Source organism: Nocardioides sp. GCM10028917 (genome assembly GCF_042666175.1).
Classification (GTDB): Bacteria; Actinomycetota; Actinomycetes; order Propionibacteriales; family Nocardioidaceae; genus Nocardioides.
The window spans coordinates 368,488-382,598 of record NZ_JBHTFL010000008.1 but is presented as its reverse complement, the minus strand read 5'-3'; the positions used below and the strand labels follow the sequence as shown (position 1 = coordinate 382,598).

The 14,111-nt window shown below is 72.3% G+C and carries 14 protein-coding genes; 12 read left to right on the top strand and 2 right to left on the bottom strand.

Annotated elements, in window-relative coordinates; genetic code table 11:
* Positions 1-88 precede the first annotated feature (88 nt).
* From ACFQW6_RS18345 to ACFQW6_RS18315, 7 genes are all read left to right on the top strand, one after another.
* Positions 89-1,618: a sugar ABC transporter ATP-binding protein gene (locus tag ACFQW6_RS18345; RefSeq protein WP_378548699.1), complete on the top strand. Its 1,530-nt coding sequence runs from the start codon at positions 89-91 to the stop codon at positions 1,616-1,618.
* Positions 1,615-2,745, top strand: coding sequence for an ABC transporter permease (locus ACFQW6_RS18340; RefSeq protein ID WP_378548696.1), 1,131 nt, complete (start codon positions 1,615-1,617; stop codon positions 2,743-2,745). The genes ACFQW6_RS18345 and ACFQW6_RS18340 overlap by 4 nt, the downstream gene beginning before the upstream one ends.
* Complete coding sequence (locus ACFQW6_RS18335; protein ID WP_378548693.1) at positions 2,742-3,854, top strand: ABC transporter permease; 1,113 nt, start codon at positions 2,742-2,744, stop codon at positions 3,852-3,854. The genes ACFQW6_RS18340 and ACFQW6_RS18335 overlap by 4 nt, the downstream gene beginning before the upstream one ends.
* The gene (locus ACFQW6_RS18330) at positions 3,854-5,104 is read left to right on the top strand and encodes a substrate-binding domain-containing protein (RefSeq protein WP_378548690.1); all 1,251 of its coding nucleotides are present in this window, start codon (positions 3,854-3,856) and stop codon (positions 5,102-5,104) included. Before ACFQW6_RS18335 ends, ACFQW6_RS18330 begins: the two co-directional genes overlap by 1 nt.
* A 135-nt stretch (positions 5,105-5,239) precedes the next feature.
* Positions 5,240-6,082 carry a sugar phosphate isomerase/epimerase family protein gene (locus ACFQW6_RS18325; protein ID WP_378548687.1) on the top strand — a complete coding sequence of 281 codons (843 nt, stop codon included), beginning with the start codon at positions 5,240-5,242 and terminating at the stop codon, positions 6,080-6,082.
* A 32-nt stretch (positions 6,083-6,114) separates the two neighbouring features.
* Positions 6,115-7,275, top strand: a complete 1,161-nt coding sequence (locus ACFQW6_RS18320; protein WP_378548684.1) for a Gfo/Idh/MocA family protein — start codon at positions 6,115-6,117, stop codon at positions 7,273-7,275.
* Between the two features lie 141 nt (positions 7,276-7,416).
* Positions 7,417-8,460: a MaoC family dehydratase gene (locus tag ACFQW6_RS18315; protein WP_378548681.1), complete on the top strand. Its 1,044-nt coding sequence runs from the start codon at positions 7,417-7,419 to the stop codon at positions 8,458-8,460.
* 55 nt (positions 8,461-8,515) lie between these two features.
* On the opposite strand, the gene ACFQW6_RS18310 is transcribed toward ACFQW6_RS18315, so the two are convergent.
* Positions 8,516-9,688 carry a hypothetical protein gene (locus ACFQW6_RS18310; protein WP_378548678.1) on the bottom strand — a complete coding sequence of 391 codons (1,173 nt, stop codon included), beginning with the start codon at positions 9,686-9,688 and terminating at the stop codon, positions 8,516-8,518.
* Between the two features lie 36 nt (positions 9,689-9,724).
* Here ACFQW6_RS18310 and ACFQW6_RS18305 point away from each other — a divergent pair, with 36 nt between their 5' ends.
* Positions 9,725-10,537, top strand: coding sequence for a class I SAM-dependent methyltransferase (locus ACFQW6_RS18305; protein WP_378548675.1), 813 nt, complete (start codon positions 9,725-9,727; stop codon positions 10,535-10,537).
* Between the two features lie 69 nt (positions 10,538-10,606).
* Positions 10,607-10,792 carry a DUF5302 domain-containing protein gene (locus ACFQW6_RS18300; RefSeq protein ID WP_378548672.1) on the top strand — a complete coding sequence of 62 codons (186 nt, stop codon included), beginning with the start codon at positions 10,607-10,609 and terminating at the stop codon, positions 10,790-10,792.
* A gap of 20 nt (positions 10,793-10,812) precedes the next feature.
* Here ACFQW6_RS18300 and ACFQW6_RS18295 read toward each other — a convergent pair whose 3' ends face one another.
* Positions 10,813-11,982 (bottom strand): MFS transporter, encoded by a 1,170-nt coding sequence (locus ACFQW6_RS18295; RefSeq protein ID WP_378548669.1) that lies wholly within the window; start codon positions 11,980-11,982, stop codon positions 10,813-10,815.
* 49 nt (positions 11,983-12,031) lie between these two features.
* On the opposite strand from ACFQW6_RS18295, the gene ACFQW6_RS18290 reads away from it, so the two are divergent.
* The 3 genes from ACFQW6_RS18290 to ACFQW6_RS18280 are packed head-to-tail and all read left to right on the top strand — an operon-like array spanning position 12,032 to position 13,998.
* A complete protein-coding gene (locus ACFQW6_RS18290; RefSeq protein ID WP_378548666.1) occupies positions 12,032-12,613 on the top strand; it encodes a histidine phosphatase family protein in 582 nt (193 codons plus the stop codon).
* 1 nt (position 12,614) lies between these two features.
* Positions 12,615-13,460, top strand: coding sequence for a PHP domain-containing protein (locus ACFQW6_RS18285; RefSeq protein WP_378548658.1), 846 nt, complete (start codon positions 12,615-12,617; stop codon positions 13,458-13,460).
* Entirely contained in the window at positions 13,453-13,998 is a 546-nt protein-coding gene (locus ACFQW6_RS18280; protein ID WP_378548655.1) for an adenylate kinase, read from the top strand. Before ACFQW6_RS18285 ends, ACFQW6_RS18280 begins: the two co-directional genes overlap by 8 nt.
* Positions 13,999-14,111: the final 113 nt, after the last annotated feature.

The window sequence follows — 14,111 nt, the reverse complement described above, 5'->3', positions numbered from 1 at the left end:
TCAAGCACATGCATGACTTTGCACGCTAGATGTAACACTTTTGACAGGTACTCGACAAAAGCCCGTGACGCGTGCCACAGTGTCGCCCGTGCCTCCGATCACACCCCAGAACAGCCCGGTCGAGAACGCGCTCGTCGCGACCGGGATGACGAAGAGCTTCTTCGGCAACACCGTGCTGGACGGCCTGGACCTGACCCTGCGCGCCGGTGAGGTCCACGGCCTCGTCGGCGAGAACGGCGCCGGCAAGTCGACGCTCATGAAGATGCTCGCCGGCGTCTACACCCCCGACAGCGGCACGATCGTCGTCGGTGGCGACGAGGTGTCGTTCAGCCACCCGGTCCAGGCCCAGCGCGCCGGCGTCTCCACCGTGTTCCAGGAGTTCAACCTCCTCCTCGAGCGGACGATCGCCGAGAACATCTGGCTCGGTCGCGAGCCGCGGCGCTTCGGCCGCTTCGGACCGGTCGACACCGGTCGCATGCGCCGTGACACCGAGGAGCTGCTCACCGGCCTCGGTGTCGCCGGCCTGAAGGCCGGGACCCTCGTCCGCAGCCTCTCGGTCGCCGAGCAGCAGATCGTCGAGATCGCCAAGGCCGTCAGCTTCGACGCCAAGGTGATCCAGATGGACGAGCCGACGGCCGCGTTGGCCGACCACGAGGTCGAGCTCCTCTACTCCATCATCCGACGCCTCACCGACCGGGGCGTGGCGATCGTCTACGTCTCGCACCGGCTGAAGGAGATCTTCGAGCTCTGCACGACGATCACCATCCTCAAGGACGGCCAGCACGTGGCCACCCGGCCGGCCACCGAGCTGTCCGAGGGCGAGCTCGTGCGCCTGATGGTGGGCCGTCCGCTGACGACGTACTTCCCCGAGAAGCCCGTCGACGTCACCGTCGGCGACGTGCGGCTCGCGCTGTCCGGCGTCGGCAACGGCTACGTCGACGGCGTGTCGCTCGAGGTCCGGGCCGGCGAGATCGTCGGCATCGCCGGGCTGCAGGGCTCCGGACGCACCGAGGTCCTCGAGACCGTCTTCGGCGTCCACCCCGTGTCCCGCGGCTCGATCGCCCTCGACGGCTCGCCGCTCGAGGTCAGCAGCCCCCGCCAGGGCGTGCGTGCCCGCCTCGCCTTCATCACCGAGGACCGCAAGGCCAAGGGCCTCGCCCTCAACCAGTCGATCCTCGACAACGCCCTCGGCGTGGTGCGCTCGGTCTTCCCGCGGCGCACCGGTGCCGCGCGGCGTGACATGCCGGGGGTGCTGTCGAACCTCGACGTCGCGGCCCACAGCCTGAGCCAGGAGGTGCAGTTCCTGTCCGGCGGCAACCAGCAGAAGGTGGTGCTCGCCCGCTGGCTGAGCATCGACCCTCTGGTGGTGCTCATGGACGAGCCCACTCGCGGCATCGACGTCGGTGCCAAGCACCGCGTCTACGAGCTGATGCGCGAGCTGACCCGCAAGGGCGTCGCCGTGCTGATGGTCTCCAGCGAGCTCCCCGAGGTGATCGGCATGTCCGACCGGATCCTCGTGATGCGCGACGGCACCCTCGCCGGTGAGCTCCCGGCGGGTGCGAGCGAGGAAGCCGTGCTGGCCATGGCCACCGGAGCAGCGAGCGAGGAAGCAGCATGAGCGCCACCACTGACAGGACGCCGGAGCCCTCGAGCACCCCCGACCCGGCTGCGAGCGTGGAGAGCCGCGAGTCCGTACGCCGTCGGCGCGCCGCGCGCCCGCGTGGGGGCCAGCAGCTCGGCTCGACCGCGCTCATCTACCTCGTGCTCCTGGGCGTGGTCGTCGTCTCGGCCGTGCTCACCGCCGTCGAGGGCCGGAACTTCTTCACCCAGGGCAACATCTGGGCCGTCCTCACCGCGATGAGCGTGCTCGGCCTGATCTCGATCGGCCAGACCCTCGTCATCCTCGTCGGCAGCCTCGACCTGTCCGTCCCGTACGTCGTGAGCCTCGCGACGGTGGTCGCGGCCGGGGGCATGAAGGGCCTCGACTCCAACCTGTCCGCCGCGGTGTTCAACACGCTGGTCCTGTGCGCGCTGATCGGACTCGCGATGGGCGTGCTCGTCAGCGTGTTCGACGTGCACGGCTTCATCGCCAGCCTCGGCGTGGGCCTGATCGTCAGCGGCTACCTCGCCACCAACTACCAGGGCAGCCACGGCGACGCCTCGCCGGCGCTGGAGCTGCTCGGGCGCAGCGGCATCGCCGCGGTGATCCCGACCGCCTTCATCCTGCTGCTCGTGGCCGCCCTGCTGGTCACGCTGATGCTCCGCTACACGCGGCTCGGGCACCACATCTACGCCATCGGCGGCAACCGCGACGTGGCCCGCATGTCGGGCGTCCGCACGTCCGTCCCGGTCATCGCCGCGCACGTCCTGTGCTCGCTGCTCGCCGGCATCGCCGGGCTCCTGCTGCTCTCCCGCACGGGTGTCGGCCTGCCGACCATCGGCTCGCAGGGGCGCTACGACCTGCTGTCGATCGCGGCGGTCGTCCTCGGCGGCACCCTGCTGGCCGGCGGCAAGGGAAGCGTGGTCGGCACGATCGGCGGGGTGGCGATCTTCGCGGTCATCGACAACGTCATGGGCGTCATGCAGGTCAACCCGTTCCTCAAGGACTTCGTCCGCGGCCTCGTCATCGTCCTGGCCGTCGCCGTCTACGCCCGCCGCAGCGTCGTACGCCGTCCGCCCCGCTTCGCAGGCAACCGGCCCTCGCTGCCCATCCCCGGCTCGAACACGAAGGAGGAGACCGCATGAGCACCGCGACCTCGAGCCCCGAGGCCTCCGCGGCCGGCCGCACGCTCCCGCTCACCGAGGGCTCGCTCCCGCAGCGGATCCTCCGCGGCGCGATCACCCCGGGCGGAGCGGTCTTCATCCTGCTCGCGGTCCTCTTCATCGCCGTCGTCTGGGTCAACCCCTCCTTCGGCGAGCCGCCGCAGCTGATCCGGTTCATCGGTCGCACCGCGCCGATCGCGATCGCGGCCATGGGCCAGTACTACGTCATCGTCTCCGGTGAGTTCGACCTCTCGATGGGCGCCGTCATCGCGACCCAGGTCGTGATCGCCGGCAACTACATCGGCGAGGACGAGGGACGCGTGCTCCCGGCCATCGCGCTGATGCTGGTCATCGGTGTGCTCGTCGGCGTGGTGAACGGGCTCGGCACGACGATCCTGAGGGTGCCGAGCTTCATCGTCACGCTCGGCACCATGCTCGCCCTCGGCGGGCTGGTGAAGTACCTGACCGGCGGCGCGGCGACCGGCAACCCCGTCGACACGTTCCGCGAGATCGGCCGCGGCGGCGTCCAGGACGTGCCCGTTCTCGACGTGCTGCCCTACTCGGTCATCATCCTCGTCGTCGTCACGGTCGGCAGCTTCTGGCTGATGCGCTCGCCGTTCGGCCGCACGCTGATCGCGACCGGGGACAACCCGGACGCCGCCGGCCTCGCCGGCGCGAAGGTCTGGTGGGTCAAGACCCGGGCGTTCATCCTGTCCGCGCTCTCGGCCACCATCGCCGGCATCCTCCTCGTCGGCTACGCAGGAGTGCACCCCTCGGTCGGCGCCGGCTACGAGTTCCAGGCCATCACGGCCGTCGTGCTGGGCGGCGTCGTGCTGGGCGGCGGACGCGGCTGGGTGCTCTCGGCCGCCGCCGGCGCTTTCGCGCTGGAGCTGCTCTTCTCGTTCCTCAACTTCCAGGAGGTCGAGTCCACCTGGAGGAACACGGTTCAGGGCGTGATCATCATCCTCGCCGTCGCCGCCTCGGCACGCGCGTGGTCCCTGGGTCGTCGTCCCCCCTCTCGGTCCACCCCAGCCGCACCTGCACCATCACCCACCACTGCCCGCCCGGGCACTGAAACAGGAGAAAACTGATGCGCCACAAGATCCACCGCGCGCCGATGGCAGTGGCCTCGGCCCTGCTGCTCGGGGTGTTCGCCACCTCGTGCAGCACCGAGGACCCGACGGACTCCACGTCAGGCACCGACGAGAGCTCGGAGACGTCCGAGTCCCCGGAGGCCTCGGAGGAGAGCCCCGAGGGGGAGCAGGAATGGTTCGACCAGGCCGTCTATGACGAGCAGTACGAGCAGCGCTCGGCCACCTTCGAGGGTGACCCCGAGAAGCCGTACCTGCAGTACATCGACGGCGAGATGACCGACACGGCCGACTTCAAGGCCAACGGTGCCCAGAAGGCGTGCTTCGCCAACGCCTCGATCTCCAACCCGTGGCGCCAGACCGGCTGGATCACGATGAACCAGCAGCTCAAGGAGATGCAGGACAAGGGTGTCATCTCCGAGATGGAGACCCGCGACGCGGGCGACGACGACAACACCCAGATCGCCGACATCGACTACTTCATCTCCGAGGGCGACTGCGACGCCTTCATCATCTCGCCGAACTCCACCGCCGCGATGACCGACGCGGTCGAGCGGGCCTGCGAGACCGGCAAGCCCGTCGTGGTCTTCGACCGCGGCGTGCAGACCGACTGCGCCACCACGTTCATCCACCCGATCGGTGGCTTCGCGTGGGGCATCGACACCGCCGAGTTCCTCATCGACAACCTCGAGGAGGGCGACAAGGTCGTCGCGCTGCGCATCCTGCCCGGCGTCGACGTGCTCGAGCAGCGCTGGGCGGCTGCCGAGAAGCTCTTCGAGGAGAACGGCATCGAGGCGGTCGACTACTTCACCGGCGCCGACCCGACCGAGATCAAGAAGATCATCACCGACGAGCTCGGCAAGGGCGAGGTCCAGGGCGTCTGGATGGACGCCGGTGACGGCGCTGCCGCCGCCATCGAGGCCTTCGAGGACTTCGGCGCCGACTACCCGGTCATGACCGGTGAGGACGAGATGACCTTCCTGCGCAAGTGGGAGGAGACCGGGCTGACCGGCCTGGCGCCCGTCTACTCCAACTTCCAGTGGCGCACCCCGCTCCTCGCGCTCGAGAAGATCTTCGCCGGCGAGGAGGTCCCGAAGGAGTGGGTCCTGCCGCAGACCCCGATCACCGAGGACGAGCGTGCCGACTACCTCGAGGCCAACGACGGCATGCCCGACGGCCACTACGCCAAGTTCGGTGGCGAGGACCTCGTCGGCTACCCCGAGGTCTGGCAGGAGCGCCAGATCCCCTGATCCGGCCCTGATCCGGATCGCCGCATGATCTGATCCACCCGTCGTCGGTGGGCCGGGCTCGCCCGGCCCACCGACACCCGTCCCCGCACCAACCAGCACGCACCCCACGGCACACCGCCCCGGAAGGACCACCCCATGCGAGAGATCGGCGTCAACACGTGGGTCTGGACCTCGCCGCTCACCGACGCGGGCGCGGCCGACCTGCTGCGCCGGATCGCCGACATGGGCTTCGACGCCGTCGAGCTGCCGCTGGAGAACGCCGGCGACCTCACCGTCCCCGTCGTGTCCGAGGTGCTCGCCGAGACCGGCCTGACGCCGTGCGTCGTGGGAGCCATGGCACCGGGGCGCGACCTCGTCGACGCAGCCTGCGTCGCCGACACCCAGGACTACCTACGCGCCTGCATCGACTTCGCCGCCGGCATCGGCGCGCGATCGGTGTGCGGCCCGTTCTACGCCTCGACCGGCCGCGTCTGGCGGATGGACGCCGACCAGCGGCAGACGGCGTACGACGACCTCCGCACGCACCTCGCACCGGTGGTCGACCACGCGGTCGCGCAGGGCGTCCGGCTCGGGATCGAGCCGCTCAACCGCTACGAGACCTCCCTGGTGAACACCGTCGACCAGGCCCTCACCGCCCTCGAGCCGTTGCTCGGCGAGGGACTCGGCCTGGCCCTGGACAGCTACCACCTGAACATCGAGGAGCGGTCCAGCGCGGACGCGGTCCGCGCCGCGGGCCGGCACCTGGTGCACGTCCAGGTCTGCGGCAGCGACCGTGGCGCGCCCGGCGGCGACCAGACAGACTGGGAGGCCCTGGTGTCCGCCCTCGACGACGTCGGCTACGACGGCCCCCTCGTCATCGAGAGCTTCACCGCCGACAACGCCTCCATCGCCACGGCCGCCTCCATCTGGCGTCCGCTGGCACCCACCCAGGACGAGCTCGCCCGAGACGGCCTGTCCTTCCTCCGGTCCCTCGCCTGAGCGACCGTTCCCCGCAAGTCAGGAGAAAGCACGTGACCAGCACACCCAGCGCATCGGGCGCCGCCGGGTCCCCGGGAGTCGCCGTCATCGGATACGCCTTCATGGGCAAGGCGCACTCCCACGCGTGGCGCAACGTCGCGGCCCTGCGCCCCGGCGCTCCCGGCGTACGCCAGCAGGTGCTGGTCGGTCGTGACGCGGACGCCGTGGCCGCTGCCGCCGGCCAGTACGGCTGGGCCGAGTCGGCCACCGACTGGCGCGAGGTCCTGGACCGCGACGACATCGACATCGTCGACGTGTGCGTCCCCGGGCACCTGCACGCCGAGGTGGCGATCGCCGCCCTCGAGGCCGGCAAGCACGTCATCGCCGAGAAGCCCCTCGCCAACACCATGGCCGAGGCGGAGAAGATGGTCGCCACCGCGAAGGCCGCTCGCGAGCGCGGCGTGCACTCGATGGTCGGCTTCAACTACCGGCGCGTGCCCGCGCTGGCCCTGGCCCAGCGGCACATCGCCGAGGGTCGTCTCGGTGACGTGCGGCAGGTGCGCGTCTCCTACCTGCAGGACTGGCTCGCCGACGACGCTGCCCCGATGACCTGGCGGCTGCGCCGCGAGCTGGCCGGTTCCGGCGCGCTGGGCGACCTGGCCTCCCACGCCGTCGACCAGGTGCGCTTCCTGCTCGGCCAGGAGGTCGCGGCCGTCAACGCGATCACCCATACCTTCGTCCCGGAGCGCACCGGTGCCGACGGGCCCGAGGAGGTCACCGTCGACGACGCCGCGTGGGGCACCCTGCGCACCGACGCCGGTGCCGTGGTCAGCCTGGAGGTCACCCGCATGGCGACCGCCCGCAAGAACGCGCTCGGCATCGAGGTCTACGGCAGCAACGGCGCGCTGCGCTTCGACCTCGAGTCGCTGAACCACCTCGACGTCTGCCTCGACGGCGCCGACAGCTTCAGCCGGCAGCTCGTCACCGAGCAGCACGACCCCTACATCGACGGCTGGTGGCCGCCCGGCCACGTCCTCGGCTGGGACGCCACGTTCACCAACCAGGCCGCCGACTTCCTCGCGGCCCTCGCCGCCGGTCGGGAGCCGACCCCGTCGTTCGAGGACGGGCTCGCCGTCCAGCGCGTGCTCGCCGCGATCGAGGCCAGCTCCGCACGCGGGGGGAGCTGCGTCGAGGTCGACGGGGGTCCGATCTGATGGGTCGCCCGATCCGCCTCCTCACCGGCCAGTGGGTCGCCCTGCCGCTCGAGGAGGCGGCCCGGCTCGCCGCCCACGGGTGACGCATCCCACGCCCGGCGGCGGGCCCGCGGGGACGTGCCCTGCGGCACGATGGCGGCCATGACCTCCGCCGCCAAGACGAACCCGGGCAACTTCTTCGAGGACTTCTCCGTCGGGCAGGTCATCGAGCACGCCACCCCGCGCACGGTCACCGAGGGTGACCGGGCGGTCTACGGCGCCATCTACCCGACTCGGTTCGCGGTCCCGTCGTCGGCGGAGTTCGCCGCGTCCGTCGGGCTGCCCGCCCACCCGGTCGAGGAGCTGGTCGGCTTCCACGTCGCGTTCGGCAAGACGGTGCCCGACGTGTCGATCAACGCCGTGGCCAACCTCGGCTACGCGGAGTGCCGCTTCCACGTGCCGGTCGTGCCGGGTGACACCCTCCGCACCCGCTCGGAGGTCATCGGACTCAAGCAGAACTCCAACGGCCGCACCGGGGTGGTCTGGGTGCGCTCGACCGCCACCAACCAGCGCGGTGAGGTCGCGATCGACTGGGCCCGCTGGGTGATGGTGCACAAGCGGTCGGCGGACTCGCCGGCCCCCGAGACCGTCGTGCCGTCGCTCGCGGGCGCCGTCGCGCCGGAGGACCTCGTGGTGCCCGCCGGCCTCGACTTCTCGTCGTACGACGTGGTGGCTGCCGGGGAGCCGCACCGGCTCGGCGACTACGAGGTGGGGGAGCGCATCGACCACGTCGACGGCGTGACGCTCACCGACGCCGAGCACATGATGGCCACCCGGCTGTGGCAGAACACCGCCAAGGTGCACTTCAACACCGACGCACGCCCCGACGGCCGGCGGCTCGTCTACGGCGGCCACGTCATCTCGCTGGCGCGGGCGCTGTCCTTCAACGGCCTGGCCAACGCCCAGCTCCTCGCCGCGATCAACGCCGGCGCCCACGTCGCGCCGGCGTTCGCCGGGGACACCGTCCACGCCTGGTCCGAGGTGCTCGACACCGCGGTCCTCGACGCACCGGGCGTCGGGGCACTGCGCCTGCGGCTGGTCGCCACCCGGGGCCGCGACGAGTCGATGACGCTGCGTGGCGACGACGGGTCGTACGCCGACGGGGTCCTGCTCGACCTCGACTGCTGGGCGCTCGTCCCGCGCTGAGCCGCGCGCCGGGCGGTGCCTGAGGGGGATTCCGGGTGGCCGGAACCCCCGTGGCTCACCGCTGCTCGGTGAGCCGTCGCAGGACACGCCCGAGGGCGGTGCCTGAGCCACCTCCGGGAGCCTCGGCAGGTGGCTGAGACATCGCTCGGCCGGGTGACGGTGACACGCGGCCGAGCAGGTCGTCGGCGATCAGGCCGACGGCCTCCTCGAGCGACGCCGGCTCGGAGTCGGTGCCGAGGCGCGGCAGGACCGCCCGGGCGGCGGCGAGCAGCTCCTCGTCGGTCGCGTCGTCGGGAGTGCGGCCGTCGCGTGGCGGCGCCGGCAGCAGGTCGTCGAGGTCGCCCACGACGTCGTACGAGCTGGCGCGGAGGTCGGCGACGATCGCCGCCGCGCGCTCGTGCACCCAGGCATGGTGCCGGGCGGGCAGGACGAACGACTCACGGGTCGCGGAGCCGACGAGCGCCTCGGGGACGAACGTCCCCTTCACGTGGCGGGCGAGCGCGGGGGACCGCTCGGACCGCGGCACCCGTTCGTTGATCCGTCGCAGGAGCTCCGCCTCGACCAGGCCGAGGGAGTCGTTGGGGCGCTCGGCCTCGGTGTCGAGGCCGGCCACGTCGACGCCGAGGACCGAGGCGGTCCGCAACCACAGCTCCTCGCGCGGCGCGCCGGGCCGAGGTACGACGACGAGGTGCGCGCGCTCGTCGGGGAGGCCGGTGGACCAGAGCTCGAGGATCGCGGGCACGTCCTGGTAGCGCCAGAACTTCTGGTGGTCCTCGTCGCGGCGGACGGTCGCGAGGAAGCGGCGGTAGGCCTGTCGGGCGCCCATCTTGACCCGCTGCTGCCACGCCGAGGGCAGCACCCGTCCGAGGTCGCGGGCGGTGACGACCACGTGCACCTCGTCCGCGACGTCCGCGAGGTCGTCGAGCGCGGCCCTCGCCGCCTCGGCAGGGGAGTCGGCGAAGTGCTCGTTGGTGAGCAGCACGTCGCCCGGCCAGTGCCGCGCCTCCTCGACGAGCCGCTGCCAGGCGTCGCGCTCGCGGTCGACGAGGGTCTCGACGACGGCGGTCATGCCCTTGACGACGGCGGCTGCGGCGAAGTGGTCGCGGCGCACGCCGGGCAGCAGCAGCCCGCGGCCGCGCAGCTCGTCGCGGTGCCGCCACCACAGGTCCTGCAGGAAGGAGGTCCCCGACTTCGCCGTGCCGACGTGGAGGAACACGCGGCGAGCCATGCGGGTGACCCTACTGGGTGGCGTCAGACTCGGTCCGTGGCCTGGGATCGCACGTTCTTCTACGACACCTACCCGCGGCTGGAGGCCGCCTTCTCGGCGCGCCTCGACGAGAGCCTCGCACCGCGGGACCCGTCGGTGCTGCTTCAGGTGGTGCGCGAGCTCGACCTGCGCCCGGACAGCCGCGTCGTCGACGTCGGCTGCGGTGAGGGCACCCACGCCGTCCGGCTCGCGACCCACTTCGGCTTCCGCGTGCTGGGCATCGACCCGGTGCAGCGCCACCTCGACCTCGCCCGTGCGGCCCGTCGCGACCTCGTCCCCGACATCTCCTCCCGGCTCTCGTTCGAGCGCGGCACGGCCACGCACCTGCCGGTGGCCGACGCCACGCTCGACCTGGTGTGGTGTCGCGACGTGATGGTCCACGTCGAGCATCCCGACGACGCCTTCGCGGAGTTCGCCCGCGTGCTGCGGCCGGGGGGCCACGTCGTGGCGTTCCAGGCCGTCGCGACCGACCTGCTCGGTGACGAGGAGGCCGACGCGCTCTTCGACGTCATGGGCGTGGTGCCCGCCTCCGCCGACCCGCGGGTGATCGACGACGCGATCGCCCGGTCGGGACTGCACGTGGTCGACAGCATCGACCTGTCCACCGAGTGGGGCGAGTGGTCGCAGGAGCAGGACGGCAGCGGCGGGCGCGCGCTCCTGCGCCTGGCGCGGCTGCTGCGCGAGCCCGGGCGCTACCGCTCCGAGTTCGGGGACGCGGCGTACGACGTGATGCTGGGCGACTGCCGCTGGCAGGTCTACCGGACGATGGGCAAGCTCGGCGCGCGGATCGACGTGCTGCGCAAGGGTTAACCGCTCGACCCGGCTTGCCGGAATTGGCAGGGTGGGGGTTCCGACCGTTCATCGATCCAGGAGGACCTCATGGCCGATCAGGACCCCAACGCCGACATCAAGGCCAAGATGCGCGAGGCCCTCGATCGCAAGAAGGGCCACCACCACCCGGACGACAGTGCGGGCTCGCGGGAGAAGGCGCACGGCTCCGAGGTCAACGACAAGAACGTCGCCAAGCCGATGCACCGACGCAAGGCCGGTGGCGGCGGCGTCTGAGCCCCCTCGGCCGAGAACACCTAGCGCGCGCCGGCGGGCACCTCGTCCGCCGGCGCGAACGCGTTCGCCAGCCAGAACAGCGCCACCACGAGCACGAGCGGCACGGCGAAGCCGATCCGCAGCGAGCCGGAGCCGACAGCGCCCGTCATGACGGCGCCGAGCAGCGCACCGGCGTAGTTGAACTGGTTGAAGCGCGCCACGACGGCGTCGACCCGGGCGCGCCGCGTCGCCGGGTCGGCGTCCCGGCCCGCCAGCGCCGCGGCGGCCGAGAAGCTGAGCGGCGCCACCACGGCCACCCCGCAGCCGAGGAGGGTGAAGCCGAGCACCGCCACCGGCCACGACGGCGCGGCGACCACGACGGTGAGCGCGCCGAGGGCGATCGCCGCCCCGGTCCGCACCAGGCGCACCGCGCCGACCTGCTCGGTCAGGCGGTCGCCGGCGAGACGCACCACGCCGCTCGCCACGAGGTAGGGGAGCGTGGCCAGGGCCACGAGGTCCTCGGGGGCGTCGAAGACGTCGTCGAGGTAGACCGGTCCCCAGGTCGCCGCCGCGGTGTCGACGGTGTAGAAGGCGACGAGCGCCAGCCCGACCATCACGATCGCCCGCCACGGCACGTCCGTCTCCGTGGTGGTCGCCGGACCGCCGTGGTCGCGGCGGAGGTACGGCGCCGTCGAGGCCGCGAGCGGGAGCACGGCGACCAGCGCGACCGCGGACCACGGGACGTCGCCGGTGAGCAGCGTGACGACCGCTCCGACGATGCCGCCCATCGTCCACGCCCCGTGGCACGACGGCAGCACGACCCGGCCCCACCGGTGCTCGAGGGCCACCGCCTGCATGTTGCCGGTGGCGTCGACGAGCCCGAGCCCCACGCCGTACGCCGCGAGGCCGACGACGAAGACCGGTCGGGTGGGGGCGAGGACGGTCACCGCGACCGACACCGCGACGACCAGCAGCCCGGCGCGGAGGACCACGGCACTGTCGAGGCGTGGGGCGAGGCGCTCGGCGACGAGCGACCCGGCCCCGGCGAGGAGCACCATCATCAGCAGGACGCCCGAGAGCGCGAGCTCGCCGAGGTCCCAGCGGTCCTGGAAGCGGGGCAGCCGCGTGGTCAGGCTGATGAAGACCAGGCCCTGCACGGCGAACGCCGCGGCGATCGCCCGTCGCGCCCGGCGGAGGTCGGCGGTCGTCATGCCGAGCATCGTGGCAGCCCCGCCCGGCGCCCGTGGCAGACTCGCGGACATGACCTCCGGCGGCGCGACGTCCGATGGCCCCGAGCTCTGGGTGGTGCGGCACGGTGAGACGGAGTGGAGCCGCGACGGTCGGCACACCTCGGTGACCGACCTGCCGCTCACCGAGACCGGCGAGGAGGGCGCGACGGCGTTGGCGTCCCGGCTGGCCGAGGTGGAGTTCGACCTCGTCCTGACGAGCCCGCGGCAGCGCGCGCGTCGTACGGCGGACCTAGCCGGCTTCCCGGACGCTGCGGTCGACGACGACCTCGTCGAGTGGGGCTACGGAGACTACGAGGGTGTGACCACCGCGGAGATCCGCGAGGACGTGCCCGGCTGGACGATCTGGACGCACCCCGTGCCGGGAGGCGAGACCCTCGACGAGGTGTCCGCCCGCCTGGACCGCGTGGTGGCGCGGGCGCGTGAGCACGACCGCACCCTCGTCTTCGCCCACGGCCACTCGCTGCGCGTGCTGACCGCGCGCTGGGCCGGGCAGCCGGCCGACGCGGGCCGGTTCTTCAAGCTCGACACGTCGACGGTGTCGGTGCTGGGCTTCGAGCGCGAGCACCCGGCGCTGCTGAAGTGGAACAGCTGACGTGCGGATCGACCTCCACACCCACTCCTCGGCGAGTGACGGCACCGACACGCCAGGAGACCTGGTGCGCGAGGCCGCGGCCGCGGGCCTGGACGTCGTCGCGCTGACCGACCACGACGCGATGTCCGGATGGGCGGAGGCGCGGGAGGTGGCCGACGAGGTCGGCATCACGCTGGTGCCGGGCCTGGAGATCAGCACGCGCTTCGGCCACCGGGGCGTGCACCTCCTGGGCTACCTGCCCGACCCGACGGACCCGGCGCTGGTGCTGGAGCTCGACCGGATCCTGGAGGGCCGCACCGCTCGGACGCCGGCCATCGTCGCGGCCCTCCGCGCGCACGGCATCGACATCACCGAGGACGACGTACGCCGTGAGTCGGGCGGGTCGGTCGCGGCGGGGCGCCCGCACGTGGCCGACGCGCTCGCACGGCTCGGTGTGGTCCGAGACCGCACCGAGGCGTTCGCGACGCTGCTGAGCCCGGGGCATCCCGGCTACGTCAACCGCTACGCGTCCGCCCTCGAGGTGATGATCCCCCTCGTCGCCGCGGCCGGGGGCGTCGCGGTCGTCGCGCACCCCTGGGGGCGGGGCAGCCGGTCCGTGCTGTCCGCCGACACGCTCGCCACGCTGAAGGACCTCGGGCTGGCAGGCATCGAGGTCGACCACCAGGACCACTCGGAGGCGGACCGGGCCGAGCTGCGCGCCATCGCCGCCGACCTCGACCTCGTCGTCACCGGGAGCAGCGACCACCACGGCCTCGGCAAGGTCGACCACGACCTGGGCGTCAACACGACCGACCCCGAGCAGTACGAGCGGCTGATCTCCCTGGCCGGCAACCCGCTCCGTGGCTGAGCTGCCCGGCCGCGTCCTCGTCTACGGCGTCACGGGGAGCGGCAAGTCGACCGCTGCGCTGGCGATCGGCGCCCGCACCGGGCGCCCGGCGACACTGGTCGACGAGCTGACGTGGCTCCCCGGCTGGGTGCCGGTCGACGGCGAGGTCCAGCGGGAGCTCATCGGCGAGGTCGTCGCGGGGGAGCGGTGGCTGCTCGACTCGGCGTACGGCGCCTGGCTCGACCTGGTGCTCCCGCACACCGACCTGGTGGTCGGGCTCGACTACCCACGCTGGCTCTCGCTCGGCCGGCTGGTGCGGAGGACGGTGTCGGGTGCGATCTCGAAGGAACCCCGCTGCAACGGCAACGTCGAGACCTGGCGCAACATCGTCGCGCGCGACTCGATCATCGTGTGGCACTTCCGGTCCTTCGCCCGCAAGCGCTCCCGCATGCGTGCCTGGGCCGCCTCGCCCGACGGGCCGCCGGTGCTCCTCTTCCGCCGCCCGCGTGACCTGGAGGCCTGGATCGACACGCTCGGTCCCGCGGCCGCTGACGCCTGAGCCGCCCGACCGCGTCCGGCCACCCTGCCCCCGCAAGAACTGCGGCCGGACGACAGCTGCGGCACCGCCGATCGGTCGGGCGGCCGCAGTTCTTCGCGCGCCGCGTCACATCG

What these genes read in the sequence shown, in the direction of transcription:
- ACFQW6_RS18315 (WP_378548681.1), top strand. Translation starts at nt 7,417, where the DNA reads ATGACCTCCGCCGCCAAGACGAACCCGGGCAACTTCTTCGAGGACTTC.
- ACFQW6_RS18310 (WP_378548678.1), bottom strand. Translation starts at nt 9,688, where the DNA reads ATGGCTCGCCGCGTGTTCCTCCACGTCGGCACGGCGAAGTCGGGGACC.
- ACFQW6_RS18300 (WP_378548672.1), top strand. Translation starts at nt 10,607, where the DNA reads ATGGCCGATCAGGACCCCAACGCCGACATCAAGGCCAAGATGCGCGAG.
- ACFQW6_RS18330 (WP_378548690.1), top strand. Translation starts at nt 3,854, where the DNA reads ATGCGCCACAAGATCCACCGCGCGCCGATGGCAGTGGCCTCGGCCCTG.
- ACFQW6_RS18340 (WP_378548696.1), top strand. Translation starts at nt 1,615, where the DNA reads ATGAGCGCCACCACTGACAGGACGCCGGAGCCCTCGAGCACCCCCGAC.
- ACFQW6_RS18290 (WP_378548666.1), top strand. Translation starts at nt 12,032, where the DNA reads ATGACCTCCGGCGGCGCGACGTCCGATGGCCCCGAGCTCTGGGTGGTG.
- ACFQW6_RS18295 (WP_378548669.1), bottom strand. Translation starts at nt 11,982, where the DNA reads ATGACGACCGCCGACCTCCGCCGGGCGCGACGGGCGATCGCCGCGGCG.
- ACFQW6_RS18325 (WP_378548687.1), top strand. Translation starts at nt 5,240, where the DNA reads ATGCGAGAGATCGGCGTCAACACGTGGGTCTGGACCTCGCCGCTCACC.
- ACFQW6_RS18335 (WP_378548693.1), top strand. Translation starts at nt 2,742, where the DNA reads ATGAGCACCGCGACCTCGAGCCCCGAGGCCTCCGCGGCCGGCCGCACG.